Raw genomic sequence first — 15,598 nt, 5'->3', positions numbered from 1 at the left:
TCACCCATCCACCATGCCGTTTTCAGTGACGATGGCGTCCATCGCCACATCGTGCGCGGCCGCAGAAAAATCGGCTTTGGTGCAGCTATAGGCGATGCCAATGGCGAGCGGACGCGCGGTGCTTGCCAGTGTCCTGTCGTAATAGCCGCCGCCATAACCGAGTCGGATGCCGGCGGCCGTGAAGCCGACGCAAGGAATCAGCAGCGCTTGCGGCTGCAGCGGGATGATGGTTGCCGGAATCGATACCCCGAAGGCATCCTTGAGCAACGGCGCGCCCGGTGTCCAGGCGGCGAATTGCAACGGCGCGTGCGGCATTGTCACTACCGGCAGCGCCAGCTGCACGCCTGCCGCGGCCAGTTCAGCATATACAACATGCAAATCCGGTTCGTGCCGGATCGGCCAATAAACTCCCAGCACCGGTACCGGATGCGCGCGCCACCAGTGGGCGACGTGGCTGCCGATGGCAAGATCAAACTGCGTCCGCTGTTCGCTGGCGATGCCGCGCCGTAGCGCAATCAGGCTGCGGCGCAGGATGGTTTTGTCAGCTTCGGCAGCATCAGGTAGCGGGGGCTTGTCATGCGCTAAAATATTGCCGAAATCGCGTGTTATGCTGAAACCTGTCATGAGAAAGTAGTGGAAATTGTGTCTATGTTTACCATCAAACGAATTACCCGAATTGCGCTTGCTGCTGCAATGTTATCCCTGCTGCCGGTCGCCGATGCACAGTTCAGGCCAACTGGTCAGTTGGGCGCGGACGAGGATTTCATTGCCTTGCGCGCTGCCGCGCGCCAAGATAATGTCGAAAAAACCGACAGCATTGCGGCGCGGCTGGCAAATTATGACATTGATTCCTATGTTAATTACTATCGCCTCAAGGCCCGCCTGAAAACCGCGCCCGAGACGGAAATTCGCAGCTATCTGGCGCGCTATGACGGCAGTGCGATTGCCGACCGCTTGCGCAACGACTGGCTGCTGGAACTCGGCCAGCAGCGCAACTGGAAGAGGTTCGATGAGCAATATCCGCAATTCGCGCTTGACGACGATACCCAGCTCAAGTGTTATGCCTTGATGTCGCTTATCAGCAAACGGCAGCAGGTGGTGGTTCAAGCCCGTGCGCTGCTGGTGGAGCCGAAAAATTATGGCCCCGCTTGCGTGGCTTTGCTGACCGGGCTGGCCGAAACCGAACAGTTTGATGAGAATGATCTGTGGGAACAAGTCCGGCTGGCGGCTGAAGTCAATAATCTGGGATTGGCGCGTGCGCTGACTGCACTGGTCGATCTGTCGATGGTGGAAAAGGTTGCAAGCGCCATCAATCAGCCGGCGCTGACGGTGGCCTACGGGCCAGGCAGCGGGCGTGCGGCGCACGAGGCGTATCTGATCGCGCTCGGTCGCCTCGCCAAATCCAGCCCGGAGCAAGCCGCGCGCGGCTTGTCCAGCAATAGCGCCGCTCTGGCCCGGCAGGAACAGGCCCAAGGGTGGGCGCAGATTGCCTTGCCGGCTTCGCTCAATCTGACTCCGGAAGCCGCCGATTACTGGCGTCGGGCGAATGGTGCCCGTTTGTCGCTGGAGGGATATCAGTGGCGTGCGCGCGCCGCCTTGCGGGTCGGCGACTGGAAACAAGTCGGCGCGGCCATCGATGCGATGCCGCCAATATTGCGCACCGATGCAACCTGGGTTTACTGGGCGGCGCGCGCGCTGAAGGCGCAAGGGCAGAACGCGGCGGCGCAACAGATGTTTGCCTCGATTGCCGATCAAACCAATTTTTATGGGCAGTTGGCGATCGAAGAAACTGGCGGCAAAATCACTATTCCCGCCAGTGCCGCCAAGGCCACTCCGACCGAAGTTGCAGCAATGACGGTGAATGCGGGTTTGCGCCGTGCGCTGAAGTTTTTCGCGATGAATTTACGCTTCGAAGGCACGCGGGAGTGGAACTGGGAGTTGCGTAAATTTAGCGAGCGCCAGCATTTGGCGGCGGCCGAGTTTGCGCGGCAAAACAATGTGCTGGACCGGATGGTGAACACTTCCGACCGCACTAAAACGGAAGTCAATTTCGAGCAGCGCTTTCCCACGCCGTTTCGCGACATCATGCGCGTCAATACGCAAAAGCTCGGCATCGACATGGCCTGGGTGTACGGGCTGATCCGGCAGGAGTCGCGCTTCATCATGGATGCGCGCTCGAACGTCGGCGCTTCCGGCCTGATGCAGCTGATGCCGGCTACCGCCAAATGGGTTGCCAACAAGATCGGCTTCGGCGAATTTTCTCCTGGGCGGGTCAACGAGATTGACACCAACATCATGCTCGGCACCAATTATCTGAATATCGTGCTGGGCGATCTGGACGGCTCGCAAGCGCTGGCAACCGCAGCCTACAACGCCGGCCCCGGTCGGCCGCGGGCCTGGCGCGCCACTTTGCCGGGGACGGTGGAAGGCGCGATCTTTGCCGAAACCATCCCGTTTTCAGAAACCCGTGGTTACGTCAAGAACGTGCTCTCCAACGCAACGTATTATGCAGCCCTGTTCGATGGCCAGCCGCAATCGCTCAAGGCGCGCCTGGGTTCGGTTTCGCCGAAGTAGCAATGGATGGAGTGGCCACGAAAGACACGAAAATCACGAACCGGTATCACGCCGCAATGGTTGTGAAAAATGAGGAGTATCATCATTTTTATGCCATTTTTCGCATGTATCCATTGCGGTCGTAAAAAATACTAAGCCTAGTTACCGCAGGTTTGGCTTCGCTTTTTTCGGCGCCAACTTGCAATTCAAAATAATAATTTTTGCCGCACCGGCACACCACATTCAAGGAGCAACACCCCATGCGATACCCAACAGTCTTAGTGATCGGCGGCAGCGGTTTTGTCGGCAGCAGTCTGGTTGCGCAATTGTCGAACGCCGGCCATGTCGTGATTGTGCCGACCCGCAACCGCGAGCGCGCCAAACATCTGATCACGCTGCCGACGGTCGATGTGGTCGAGGCCGATGTGCATGACGACGCGACTCTGCGCCGCCTGATGCGGGGCGTCGATGCGGTGGTCAACCTGGTGGGGATTTTGCATTCGCGTGCGGGTGCGGCAGGCACGCCTTACGGCCCGGATTTTGAGCGCGCCCATGTGACATTGCCGAAACGCATCGTCGCTGCCTGCACCGCTGGCGGCGTGTCGCGCTATCTGCACATGAGCGCGCTGGGCGCCGACGCCAACGGACCGTCGATGTACCAGCGCTCCAAGGCCGCCGGGGAGGTTGCTGCCCGCTCCGAGCCGGGCCTGAAGACCACCATCTTTCGCCCTTCCGTGATGTTTGGCGCGGCAGACCATTTCCTCAACATGTTTGCATCGATGCAAAGAATGTTGCCGGTGTTTCCGCTCGGCAGCGCAGAGGCGAAATTCCAGCCGATCCATGTCGAGGATGTGGCGCGCGCGTTCGTCAACGCGCTGGCATGCGAGCAAACCATCGGCCACACCTATGAGCTGGCCGGCCCGACGGTATACAGCTTGCGCCAGTTGGTGCAATTGGCTGGCCTGTATGCCGGTTATCCGCGTCCGATCATTGCGCTGCCGCCGTCGTTGGCGCGGTTGCAAGCGCTGCTGCTGGAATATGCACCGTTCGGCCCGCTAATGAGCCGCGATAATCTGGCTTCGATGCAGGTCGATAATGTGGCAAAGGCGCCGATTGCGCCGGAGCTGGGCATCAAGCCGGCGGCGCTGGAAGCGATCGCGCCGCAATATTTATCGGGCCGCTACCCGCGCGCGCGCTATGACGATTACCGCACCCGCGCACACCGTTAATCGAAGTTGATTGAAGTAAGCGAAGCCATTACGAAAGAGCGCCATGCAAACTACCGATTCCGATACCACACTGTCCGATACGCTGACCAATGGCGGCAAATCCCGGCTCAGGCTGGTGATCGGCAACAAGAATTACTCATCCTGGTCGATGCGGCCGTGGGTGGCGATGACTGCGTTCGGCATTCGGTTCGAGGAAAGTCGCATTCTGCTGGACCGGCCCGACACCGCCACCCGCATCGCTGAAATATCGTCCGCCGGGCGGGTGCCGGTGCTGCTTGCCGGCGCGATCACGGTCTGGGATTCGCTGGCGATTTGCGAATACTTGGCCGAGCAGTTTCCCGACTTGCACCTGTGGCCGCAGGATGTCGCCGCCCGCGCGATGGCGCGCAGCATTTGCGCCGAGATGCATTCCGGCTTTAACGGCTTGCGCAGCGCGATGCCGATGAATATCCGCATGTCGTTCCCCGGCAAAGGGCGCACGCCCGATGCCCAGGCCGATATCGGCCGCATCTGCGAAATCTGGGAAGAATGCCTGGCGCGATTCGGCCACCATCAATTCCTGTTCGGCGCGTTTTCGATTGCGGACGCTTACTACGCGCCGGTGGTGATGCGTTTTAGAAGCTATCAGGTGGCGTTGGCGCCGGCGCTGCAGGCGTATGCCGACCGGGTTGCCGCCCACCCGGCGGTGGCGCAATGGATGATTGATGCGCTGAATGAGCCGGAGCGTTCAGCCAAGTACGACGCCGGTCCGGATTGAACTTGCCGGAGCAATCCACATGAAAATCTACACCGTCGGCGGCGCTGTGCGCGATGCCTTGCTGGGTTTGCCGGTGCAGGATCGCGATTACGTGGTGGTTGGCGCCACGCCGCAGCTGATGCTGCAGCATGGCTTCACCCCGGTGGGCAAGGATTTTCCGGTATTTCTGCATCCCAAAACGCACGAGGAATACGCGCTGGCGCGTACCGAGCGCAAGACTGCGCCGGGCTACAAAGGCTTCCTGTTCCATGCCGACCCTGACGTCACGCTGGAGCAGGATCTGGTGCGGCGCGACCTGACCATCAATGCCATTGCCCGCGCCGAAGACGGCACTCTGATCGACCCGTTCGGCGGCCAGCGCGATATCGCGGCGCGTGTATTCCGCCATGTCTCGTCGGCGTTTGCCGAAGACCCGGTGCGAATCTTGCGGCTGGCGCGCTTTGCCGCCCGCTTTGCGCTGCCGCCGCATGATTTTCGAGTGGCGGCGGAAACCAATGCGCTGATGCGACAGATGGTGGCCGCCGGCGAAGTCGATGCGCTGGTGCCGGAGCGGGTCTGGCAGGAACTGGCGCGCGGTTTGATGGAAGAAAAGCCCTCTCGCATGTTCGATGTGCTGCGCGACTGCGGCGCGCTGGCGCGCCTGCTGCCGGAACTGAATGCCGTGTGGGACGCGCCGTCCCGCCACCATCCTGACACCGGGGTCGGGCTGCAAACGATGCGGGTCATTGATGTTGCAGCGCGGCAAAATTTGGCATTGCCGATCCGTTTTGCGCTGCTGCTGCACGATTTAGATGCGGATGCAGATGCGGGCACGAGCGCCGGCGCTGGCGCAGACATTATCCCGGCCGTCACAGCGGTGTGCGAGCGCCTGCGGCTGCCGCACGATTGCCGCGATCTCGCGCTCATGACGGCGCGCGAATTTGGCAATCTCAGTGGCAACCCCGGCCAAGCGCTGCCACTGGACGCCGAAGCCATCGTGGGCCTGATCGAGCGCTGCGACGCACTGCGCAAACCACAGCGTTTTGCCGACATGCTGCAGGCACTGGCATGCAGCCTGGCCGGTCGCGACGCAAGCGGCGGCACGGATCAGGACTGGACGCCGCGCGATCCTCTGTTGGGAGCGCTGGCAACCGCGCAAGCAGTCAATGCCGGCCGGATTGCGGCGGACACTGCGCAAGCTTACCCGGGCCAGCCGCAACGCATCGCGCCGGCGCTGCATGCGGCGCGGGTGGCTGCGGTTAAGGCTATGATGTCCGAGCCGTGATGTACAGGAAAAAACCGCTTGCAGCCGAACGTGGTATCGTTATTGTGCGCTGCACAATAAAGGAGTCCCAGCATGCCCAGAATAGATAACCTACCCGAAACTTTATCCGCCCCAGCTGACGGCGAGCTGGCCCCGTCGTCGGTCCACGTCAAGGAACTGTCCGAGCGCGACCGTCACCGCATTTCGCGGCATTTTCTGGCGCTGGATGACCATGACCGCTACTTGCGCTTCGGCACTCGGCTCAAGGATGACTTGATTACGCAGTATGTGGATCAACTCAATTTTTCGCGCGACACCATCTTCGGCGTATACAACAGCAAGTTCAAGTTGGTCGGCGTCGGCCACCTGGCGTTTGCGCCGCGTGAAACGTATCCGGATTCGGTCAGCGCTACGCTGAAAGACCAGGTTGCCGAGTTTGGCGTCTCGGTCAACGCCAGCGGGCGCGGCCTCGGGGTCGGCTCGAAACTGTTTGTGCGCGCCGCCATCCATTGCCGCAATGCCGATGTCGATACGCTCTACATGCATTGCCTGTCTTCAAACCAGGTGATGATCCATATCGCCAAAAAAGCCGGAATGGAAATCCACCGCGATCATGGTGAAGCCGATGCCTACCTGAAATTATTGCCGGCCAGTCCAGGCACCGTGTTCAAGGAAGCGGTGGAAGAGCAGGTCGCCAGCTTCGATTACGCGCTCAAGGCCAACACCCGTGCCGCGGTCAAGTGGCTGGCAAATCTGCCTGGCTTCAAGGGCGACTGATTTTTCCTGCTTGTGGCAAGAAAACATACCGGATAGTGTAATTTTATGTGTCGCAATAAATGTATGTGGAAATTGCACAATTTTTTCATATACCCCCTGTATTAACGAAAATCATAACGGCAATGCAGTAGTGTCCTTGAGCCGTTCCAGTACGAAACTGGAGCGCACGTCAAGCACCGCCGGATGGCGCAACAGCGTCGCCATCATGAAGCGCGAAAAATGCGCCATGTCTTCCGCGTATACCCGCAGCAGATAATCCATGTCCCCGGTCATCGCATAACAGGCCACCACTTCCGGCCACAATTCGACCGCCGCGGCGAAATCGGCGCGCGCCGAACGCACACTGCCGGCGGCGGAGGCGTCGATGTGCTTTGCCAGCCGCACATCCACGTAAGCCAGCAAGCCGAGGCCGATCTTGGCGGGATCGAGCAAGGCTACATATTGGCGGATGACGCCGGTTTGTTCCAGATTCTTGATGCGCCGCAAGCAGGGCGAGGGCGACAGGTTGACGCGTTCAGCCACTTCCTGATTGGAGAGACAGCCATCGGACTGCAGAATGGCGAGAATTTTGCGATCGGTTTTGTCGAGTGCGATGGTCGGCATGATGGGCCTCTGAGGGTTTCAGCAATATTATTGCGAACTGGAGCTGGATTGAGGAACTCTTCGCAATTTTATGCCAAAGGCGCGCGCCTATACTTCTTACATATATGGCATCGACGTTCAACCTTGGGACAAGCCGGCGGGCGTCGGCGGCTTCGAGTTCCTTCCGAGCCAGCGCGATGAAAATTTCGGCGAATGGAAGTGGCGGGCGCTGTTTGCATCCTTGAGCGTTTATTGTGCGCGCTTGGATTAAACGCGCTGTGACGCTGCCATGTATATATTAGATTGCAGTGGAGTATGCGTAAATTGTGGTCATTTACCACACTGTTTCATTGTGAAAAAAATAATGCAGTAGGGAGTACCAGTGGCATTGCACACTCTCTGGCGCACAGCGCCTGTTCTTTTGTGAATCGATAGCATCATGGACAAGAATTTAAATACCATAAATACCGACGATTTCTTTGCCACGGTGGCTGGAAAATCCAGCGCCGGCGTCTTGCGCGGCGACTACACCCACGCCGATGCAGAGTATGTGGTGAAGCAGCACTGGCATGCCTACACGCCCGAGCAGCACGCGCTGTGGCGGCGTCTGTATCAGCGCCAGGCCAGGCTGGTGCCGGGTCGCGCCTGCGACGAATTCCTCAAAGGAATGGCCAAACTGGACGCGGCCGAGGGCATTCCCGATCTGGCGCGGGCTTCCGAAATCCTATACGCGGCCACCGGCTGGCGATTGGTGGCGGTGCCCGGGCTGGTGCCGGACCTGACTTTTTTCACCCATCTGGCGCATCGCCGTTTCCCGGTCACGGTCTGGTTGCGCAGGCCCGAGGAGTTCGATTACATCGTCGAGCCGGACGTGTTTCACGACTTCTTCGGTCATGTGCCGCTGCTGCTCGATCCGGTGTTTGCCGATTATCTGCAACGCTACGGCCATGCGGGGCTGAAGGCGCTGAAGCTCGATGGACTCGAGTATCTGGCGCGGCTGTACTGGTACACCATCGAATTCGGTTTGATCCGGACGGCGCAAGGTTTGCGCGTGTATGGCGCCGGCATTTTATCGTCCGGCGGCGAGATTGAATATTGCCTGCACAGCCCGCTGCCGCGCCGCATTCCATTGACGGTGGAACGGGTGATGCGCACCTTGTACAAGATCGATTCCTATCAGGAAACCTATTTCGTGATCCCAAATTTCCAGCAATTATTTGATGCAACCGAACCGGATTTCACACCGATCTATGCGCGTCTGAAAGCGCAGGCAGCGCTGCCTGCCGATACCTTGTTGCCGGATGAGACGAATCTGGCAATCCCGTAGGTTAGGTTTCACCCATCCTACGGCACAGCAGCAAGCGCTTGTGCTACCCTGCAAAAAGTCAAAATTTAAAAGCAGTTTGCTCACGAGGCAGGCTCGTTTTACAGCGACACCATCGCATCCAAAAAAATAATTTTTAGCACGGAGACAAACATGAACGCACCCCTTCCCGCCGGGCAGTCGCAAGCGCTTGCGCCTAAACTCGACAACTTCGACCTCAACGCTATTTCCCTCGACGACAAATTCACGCTGGAGCGCGGCCGCGCTTTCATGACCGGTACCCAGGCCTTGATCCGGCTGGCGCTGCTGCAAAGCCAGCGCGACCAGTTGGCCGGCTTGCATACCGCCGGCTATATCAGCGGCTATCGCGGCTCGCCCTTGGGCAGCGTCGATATGACTGCGATGAAGGCGAAAAAATATCTGGACGCCCACAACATCAAATTTCATCCCGGTATCAACGAAGACCTGGCCGCCACCAGCGTTTGGGGCACGCAGCAGGTCAATCTGTTTCCGGATGCCAAATTTGACGGCGTGTTCGGCATTTGGTACGGCAAAGGCCCTGGCGTGGATCGCTGCGGCGACGTTTTCAAGCACGCCAACATGGCCGGCAGCGCCAAGCTGGGCGGCGTATTGGTGCTGGCCGGCGACGATCACGCGGCCAAATCATCGACCACCGCGCATCAGAGCGAACATATCCTGAAAGCCTGCGGGATTCCGGTGCTGTATCCGTCGTCGGTGCAGGAATATCTCGATTACGGCTTGCACGGGCTGGCGATGAGTCGCTACACCGGGCTCTGGGTGGCGATGAAGTGCGTGACCGATATCGTCGAATCCGGCGCTACCGTCGATCTGGATCCGGACCGGGTCCGGATTCAGTTGCCAAGCGATTTCGATTTGCCCGAAGGCGGCCTGAATATCCGCTGGCCGGACGCCGTGCTGGAGCAGGAAGCGCGGATGAACAATTACAAATGGTATGCGGCGCTGGCGTATGCGCGCGCCAACAAGCTAAATCAGATCATCTGGGACGCGCCGCAAGCGAAGATCGGCATCATCACCGCCGGCAAGTCGTATCTGGATACCCGCCAGGCGCTGGAAGACCTCGGCATCGATGAAACCGTCTCCCGCGAAATCGGCATCCGCCTGTACAAGATCGGCATGACCTGGCCGCTGGAAGCGACTGGGGTGCACGAGTTTGCGCAAGGGCTGGAAGAAATTCTGGTGGTCGAAGAAAAGCGCCAGATTCTCGAATACCAGCTCAAGGAAGAGCTGTACAACCTGCCGGACAATGAGCGGCCGCGCGTGGTCGGCAAGTTCGACGATACCGGCGAGTGGAGCAATCCGCACCGCAGCGGCCACGGCGACTGGCTGTTGCCGGCGACTTATGAACTGAACCCGGCGCAAATCGCGCGCGCCATCGCCACCCGCATTTCGAAGTATTTCGCCGGCCACCCGGTCGAGGCGCGCATCAAGCAGCGCATCGCCTACCTGGAAGCCAAGGAAGCGATCCTGACGGTCAGCGCCAAGCCGGACCCGGCCAAAGACCGCATCCCGCATTTTTGCTCCGGTTGTCCGCACAACACTTCCACCAAATTGCCGGAAGGAAGCCGTGCGCTGGCCGGCATCGGTTGCCATTACATGGTGTTGTGGATGGAGCGCGAAACCGCCACCTTCACCCACATGGGCGCGGAAGGCGTGACCTGGGTCGGCCACGCGCCGTTTACCAACGAGAAACACGTGTTCGCCAACTTGGGCGACGGCACGTATCAGCACTCCGGCTTGCTGGCGATTCGGGCCGCGGTGGCTGCCAAAGTGAATATCACTTACAAGATTCTGTTCAACGATGCGGTTGCGATGACCGGCGGCCAGCCGTTCGACGGCCCGCTCGACCCCGGCATGATTTCGCGCCAGATTGCCGCCGAAGGCGTGACGCCGATCATCGTCGTCACCGACGAGCCGGATAAATATCCGTCTGGATACGATTGGGCGCCGGGCGTCACCATTCGCCATCGCAGAGAACTCGACGCGGTGCAGCGCGAGTTGCGCGAAATCGAAGGCGTATCGGCGATGATTTACGATCAGACCTGCGCCTCCGAAAAACGCCGCCGCAGGAAGCGCAATTCTTATCCGGACCCGGCCAAGCGCGTCGTCATCAACGAAGCGGTGTGCGAAGGGTGCGGCGATTGCAGCGTGCAATCGAATTGCCTGTCGGTGGAACCGCTGGAAACCGAATTCGGCCGCAAGCGACAGATTAACCAGTCGTCGTGCAACAAGGATTTTTCCTGCGTCACCGGCTTTTGCCCGAGTTTTGTCACGGTCGAAGGCGGCCAGCTGAAGAAGCCGAAAAAAGCGGACGCATCTGGCAAGAACGCCGATAAGAGCAGCAGCGCAAACTTGCCGCAACCGGTCTTGCCCACCACCACAGTGCCGTTCGGCATTCTGGTCACCGGCATCGGCGGCACCGGCGTGGTCACCGTCGGCCAGATTCTGGCGATGGCCGCGCATCTGGAAGGCAAGGGCTGCTCGGTGCTCGACATGAGCGGTTTGGCGCAAAAAGGCGGTCCGGTGATGTCGCATGTGCGCCTGTCGGACCATCAGGAAGATATCCATTCGACCCGGGTTGGCACCGGCGCGGCCGATCTGGTGATCGGTTGCGACGTGATCGTCACCGCCAGCCGCGACGCGCTGTCGCGCATGGGCGAAGGGCGCACTTTTGCCGCGATCAACTCGACCGGCACGCCGACTGCGGCTTTCGTCAAGAATCCGGACTGGCAATATCCGGGCGCAGCGGCCGAAAGCAGCATTCGCGCCGCTTGCGGTGCCGACAATGTCGATGTGATCGACGCCGGCAACATCGCCACTGGCCTGATGGGTGACGCGATTGCCACCAATATGTTCATGCTCGGTTATGCGTGGCAAAAAGGCTGGGTGCCGCTGTCGGAAGCCGCCATCGTCAGGTCGATTGAGTTGAATGGCGTGTCGGTCGAATTCAATAAGAAATCCTTCATCTGGGGTCGCAGCGCCGCGCATGATTTGGCTGCGGTGCAGCGCCTGGTGGCGCCGGCGCAGGTGATCGCAATCAAGCGCGCACCCACTTTGGACGATACGATCTCGACGCGCTTGACTATCCTTACCGCGTACCAGAATGCCGCCTATGCGCAGCAGTACGGCGATTTTGTCGAACAGGTGAAAATGGCGGAATCGATTTTGCTTGGGGCCGGCAAGCCGTTGCGATTGACGGAAGCGGTGGCGCGTTATGCCTTCAAGCTGATGGCCTACAAGGATGAGTACGAAGTGGCGCGGCTCTATACCAGCGGTGCGTTTGTGGACAAGGTCGCCGCCATGTTCGAAGGCGATGTCAGGCTGAAATTCCACCTGGCGCCGCCCTTGTTTGCCAAGCGCGACAGCAACGGCCATTTGATCAAGCAGGAATTCGGCCCGTGGATGATGAAAGCCTTCGGCCTGCTGGCCAAATGCAAAGTCGTGCGCGGCACTGCACTGGATGTGTTTGGTTACACCGATGAACGCAAAACCGAGCGTGCATTGATCGCCGAATACCGCAACACGATCGCGCAACTGCTGTCGAAATTAACGGTGGATAATTTGCCGAAAGCGGTTGCCATCGCCAGCATTCCGGAGGACATCCGCGGCTTCGGCCATATCAAGGAGCGGCATCTGAGCGCAGCCAAACAGAAGGAAGCTGTATTAATGGCCGAATTCGTGGCTCCGCATACAGCCAAGGTGATTCCGATTGCGTCACATGGCAAGCATGTGGCTTGAAAATGGAAGTGTTTGATCGTAAAACACACTGCAGTTTCAACCTCTGCCCTGAAGGGCGGAGGTTGCAGTCCCCGGCCTGAAGGCCGGAATTTGCCATTCAATGTTTTCATGCCTTCCTTCACATAACGTGGCCCCGTAGCTGCGCCGAATGGAAAGATCGCATCAATTTCTGTCAGCTCATTCTGGCTAAGTGCCACGTCGACGGCGTTCACATTTCCTTCCAGATAAGTGCGCCGTTTGGTGCCGGGGATCGGAATAATGTCGTCACCTTGCGCCAGTACCCAGGCGAGTGCCAGTTGCCCCGGCGTGCAGCCTTTAAGCGTAGCGATTTCTTTTACCTTCGCCACCAACGCCCTATTTTTAGTGAAATTTCCACCTTGGAAACGCGGGCTGGCGCGACGGTATTCTTCCTGAAATTGGTCCGGAACCATGGCGCATCCTGACGCAGTTATAGATTATCTGCCATGATAAACGCTTGCAAGAAAACCCAGTTTTCGAAGAAATTTCAGTATTTCAATTGTTTCCCACCTACACAAATTTTCTATACAAGGACAAATATGCTCGAATCTATTGGTTATGGTGCAGCCGAATCAAACGAACCGCTCGACCTCATGCGGTTCGAGCGCCGGGAACCAGGGCCGCACGATGTGCAGATTGACATTCAGTATTGCGGAGTCTGCCACTCCGATTTACATACTGTCCGCAATGAATGGAACAATACCGTTTACCCGGTTGTCCCGGGACATGAAATCGTCGGCCGCGTAGCACAGGTGGGCGCGCAGGTCAGTCGCTTTAAACCAGGCGATTTGGTCGGCGTCGGATGCATGGTCGATTCCTGTCAGCATTGCGAGAGCTGTAAAGACGGGCTGGAGCAATACTGCGAAAACGGTTTTGTCGGCACCTACAATGGGGAAGAAATGCATGTCGGCGGAATGACCTTCGGCGGCTATGCCAACAACATTGTCGTAAATGAAAAATTTGTATTGCGCGTCCCGGACAATCTTGACCCTGCGGCAGCGGCGCCTTTGTTATGTGCGGGAATCACCACCTATTCACCGCTGCGGCACTGGGGGGTTGCAAAAGGCCACAAGGTCGGCATCGTAGGTCTTGGCGGACTTGGCCATATGGGAATCAAGATCGCGCATGCAATGGGCGCGCACGTCGTGCTTTTCACTACATCCAAAGGAAAGAAAGAAGACGCGCTTCGGCTCGGCGCGGATGAAGCTGTGCTGTCGACAGATTTGGCAGAAATGGCGGCGCACGAAAATTCTTTCGATTTCATCCTCAATGCGGTCGCCGCTCCACATAACCTGGATGCGTTCCTGGTGCTGCTCAAACGCGACCGGACCATGACTCTGGTTGGCGCGCCCGCGTCGCCCCACCCATCGCCGCAAGTATTCAATCTGATCATGAAGCGCCGTCAGCTTGCCGGCTCATTGATCGGCGGCATAGCGGAAACCCAGGAAATGCTCGATTTCTGCGGAGAGCACGGCATCGTGTCCGACATTGAACTAATCCCAATCCAGAAAATTAACGATGCCTATGAGCGCATGCTAAAGAGCGATGTGAAATATCGTTTTGTGATCGACATGGCATCCTTGCCGAATGCGCTTTCCGAAAAGCCCGGAGAGGGCAAGTCCGGTAGTCTCTTGCAAGATCATAAAGTGTAGACGTCGTGACCTGATCGGGCAGGAATGTCCGGATGCGAATGGCGCAGGGAATGTGGCAAGTAAGCCAGCCGCGTCGGTCGCGCGGCTGGGTGTGCTAAATTGAAAGTGACGGTATGCTCGCTGCCGGCGACGGTTTCTCTTTCAACTTATTTTCTAGCCCTTCAGCTTTTACCGGGGTCCTACGGTAGAGCCAATCCTTAATCCTTAATCGATGAATAATCATGATCTATGAACTGCGAATTTACCATTGCGCACCAGGGCGGCTGTCCGCACTGAACCAGCGTTTTGAAACCATTACGCTGAAATTTTGGGAGAAATACGGTATTGAACAAGTGGGGTTTTGGAGCACGCTGGTAGGGTCAAGTAACCAGACCCTAACCTACATGCTGCAGTGGGAAAGCTTGGCCGAGCGCGAAACCAAATGGAACGCGTTCGCGAGTGATCCTGAATGGCTGGCAAAACGCGCAGAAACAGAAGCGCAAGCCATCATTGTGGAGCGCATCGAAAATCAAATTCTGGCGCCAACTTCATACTCTGCCATGCGCTGAAAATTTTCTGCGGATTCAGATGCGAAGTGCAATCGGCGTGTGGGGTTTGCTCGCACCATAGATGTTGCAAAATGAAAAAGCCGGCATAGCGCGCTATGCCGGCTTTTTCATTTCAGAGCCAAATCGGGATCGAACGCTTCAGAACTGCTTTCTGTCGCGCCACAGTGCGACTCCCAGTCCCAGCAGCAATCCCAGAAAAGCGCCAGCGGCAAGGAACAGGCTTAGTTTCGGGAAATAACGCGTATCTTCTACATACACTGCATCGATAATTTTGGTCGGGTAGATGGCAATCGATTCCAGTAAATCCAGCAGCCTGGTTCTTTCCAAAATCAGAGACCGTAATTCTGCTTCCTTGTTTTCCAGCAGACTGATGGCGACGATGTTGGGTGCAAACTGCGATGCAGACTTCAAGCTGCTATTTTCAGCGAGTAAGCGGAATAGCTTCACGCGTTCTGCTTCTGTATCGGCAATTTTTTTCGCATTGTCTTGAAATTGTTTTATTAAGCGATTTCTTACTGGAAGCACCAGGGTCTGGTGCGAGGCAATCAATGCTTGCGCGGTTGCGGCAAGATTTTTTTGCGCCTCATCCGGAGTAAACCCGGCAAGCTTGATCTGTATAAAGTTGGTGTTTTTGACTACCTTGGCGTTGATGGTTTTTTTGAATAACTTTGTGTGCTTATTTACACGTTCATCCAGCGGCAGCTTGAGTGCGGTCAGCGCGCTTGACTGTAATTCACGCAATTTCACTCTTTCAATGGTCTGAACCGGATCTTCGATAGGGATGATTGCATTTATCGGAGAGGGCATTTGACCAATTTGCATCGTGACGGATGCCTGCCAGCGCGATGGCAGGACAGTGGCCAATAGGGCGGCACAAATCATTGCGGCGATTATGCATGCAAACAACATCAGCCAATTACGCCTCAAACTATCGAGTATTTTCGATAAATCGATGAATTCATCTTCGGTGACGGCTGGATTCAAAATAGTGTGCTCTTTCAATGAAGGATTCGACATGGTCGGGTAGTCGTTGTTTTGCGAAAAAATGGATGCGGCGTTGATTGCGCCGAGCTTGTCATTGTAGGCGGTTAATCGATGCTCTTGTTCTTGTTCTTGCGCATCGGTTAACCGCCTGATC

At 57.7% G+C, this 15,598-nt stretch carries 13 protein-coding genes and 1 pseudogene; 10 read left to right on the top strand and 4 right to left on the bottom strand.

The window, feature by feature from the left end; genetic code table 11:
* The gene (locus FKCLFG_RS14585; protein ID WP_472613798.1) at window positions 1-624 is read right to left on the bottom strand and encodes a 5-formyltetrahydrofolate cyclo-ligase; all 624 of its coding nucleotides are present in this window, start codon (window positions 622-624) and stop codon (window positions 1-3) included.
* Window positions 625-648: 24 nt separating this feature from the next.
* Here FKCLFG_RS14585 and FKCLFG_RS14580 point away from each other — a divergent pair, with 24 nt between their 5' ends.
* The 5 genes from FKCLFG_RS14580 (at window position 649) to FKCLFG_RS14560 (ending at window position 6,559) form a co-directional block, all read left to right on the top strand.
* Window positions 649-2,574: a lytic transglycosylase domain-containing protein gene (locus tag FKCLFG_RS14580; protein WP_472613797.1), complete on the top strand. Its 1,926-nt coding sequence runs from the start codon at window positions 649-651 to the stop codon at window positions 2,572-2,574.
* Between the two features lie 239 nt (window positions 2,575-2,813).
* A complete protein-coding gene (locus tag FKCLFG_RS14575) occupies window positions 2,814-3,782 on the top strand; it encodes a complex I NDUFA9 subunit family protein (protein ID WP_472613796.1) in 969 nt (322 codons plus the stop codon).
* A gap of 43 nt (window positions 3,783-3,825) precedes the next feature.
* The gene (locus tag FKCLFG_RS14570; RefSeq protein ID WP_472613795.1) at window positions 3,826-4,539 is read left to right on the top strand and encodes a glutathione S-transferase family protein; all 714 of its coding nucleotides are present in this window, start codon (window positions 3,826-3,828) and stop codon (window positions 4,537-4,539) included.
* A gap of 19 nt (window positions 4,540-4,558) precedes the next feature.
* Window positions 4,559-5,803, top strand: a complete 1,245-nt coding sequence (locus tag FKCLFG_RS14565) for a multifunctional CCA addition/repair protein (RefSeq protein ID WP_472613794.1) — start codon at window positions 4,559-4,561, stop codon at window positions 5,801-5,803.
* A 72-nt stretch (window positions 5,804-5,875) separates the two neighbouring features.
* A complete protein-coding gene (locus FKCLFG_RS14560; RefSeq protein WP_472613793.1) occupies window positions 5,876-6,559 on the top strand; it encodes a GNAT family N-acetyltransferase in 684 nt (227 codons plus the stop codon).
* A 111-nt stretch (window positions 6,560-6,670) separates the two neighbouring features.
* Here FKCLFG_RS14560 and FKCLFG_RS14555 read toward each other — a convergent pair whose 3' ends face one another.
* Window positions 6,671-7,162: an Lrp/AsnC family transcriptional regulator gene (locus FKCLFG_RS14555; protein ID WP_472613792.1), complete on the bottom strand. Its 492-nt coding sequence runs from the start codon at window positions 7,160-7,162 to the stop codon at window positions 6,671-6,673.
* 70 nt (window positions 7,163-7,232) lie between these two features.
* On the opposite strand from FKCLFG_RS14555, the gene FKCLFG_RS14550 reads away from it, so the two are divergent.
* From FKCLFG_RS14550 to FKCLFG_RS14540, 3 genes are all read left to right on the top strand, one after another.
* Window positions 7,233-7,412, top strand: coding sequence for a hypothetical protein (locus FKCLFG_RS14550; RefSeq protein ID WP_472613791.1), 180 nt, complete (start codon window positions 7,233-7,235; stop codon window positions 7,410-7,412).
* Window positions 7,413-7,580: 168 nt separating this feature from the next.
* The gene (gene phhA, locus FKCLFG_RS14545; RefSeq protein ID WP_472613790.1) at window positions 7,581-8,468 is read left to right on the top strand and encodes a phenylalanine 4-monooxygenase; all 888 of its coding nucleotides are present in this window, start codon (window positions 7,581-7,583) and stop codon (window positions 8,466-8,468) included.
* Window positions 8,469-8,618: 150 nt separating this feature from the next.
* Window positions 8,619-12,242: an indolepyruvate ferredoxin oxidoreductase family protein gene (locus tag FKCLFG_RS14540; protein ID WP_472613789.1), complete on the top strand. Its 3,624-nt coding sequence runs from the start codon at window positions 8,619-8,621 to the stop codon at window positions 12,240-12,242.
* Window positions 12,243-12,409: 167 nt separating this feature from the next.
* Here FKCLFG_RS14540 and FKCLFG_RS14535 read toward each other — a convergent pair.
* Window positions 12,410-12,673 (bottom strand): annotated as a pseudogene (locus tag FKCLFG_RS14535) (aldo/keto reductase); the annotation flags it as partial.
* Between the two features lie 180 nt (window positions 12,674-12,853).
* Here FKCLFG_RS14535 and FKCLFG_RS14530 point away from each other — a divergent pair.
* A complete protein-coding gene (locus tag FKCLFG_RS14530) occupies window positions 12,854-13,912 on the top strand; it encodes an NAD(P)-dependent alcohol dehydrogenase (protein WP_472615869.1) in 1,059 nt (352 codons plus the stop codon).
* A gap of 221 nt (window positions 13,913-14,133) precedes the next feature.
* Window positions 14,134-14,460, top strand: a complete 327-nt coding sequence (locus tag FKCLFG_RS14525) for an NIPSNAP family protein (protein WP_472613788.1) — start codon at window positions 14,134-14,136, stop codon at window positions 14,458-14,460.
* Between the two features lie 138 nt (window positions 14,461-14,598).
* Here FKCLFG_RS14525 and FKCLFG_RS14520 read toward each other — a convergent pair whose 3' ends face one another.
* A complete protein-coding gene (locus FKCLFG_RS14520) occupies window positions 14,599-15,477 on the bottom strand; it encodes a Wzz/FepE/Etk N-terminal domain-containing protein (RefSeq protein WP_472613787.1) in 879 nt (292 codons plus the stop codon).
* Between the last annotated feature and the right edge of the window lie 121 nt (window positions 15,478-15,598).

Source organism: Gelidimonas denitrificans, assembly GCF_055694065.1.
Note: the sequence above shows the minus strand (reverse complement) of the source record. Positions and strands in the feature narration are given on the sequence as shown.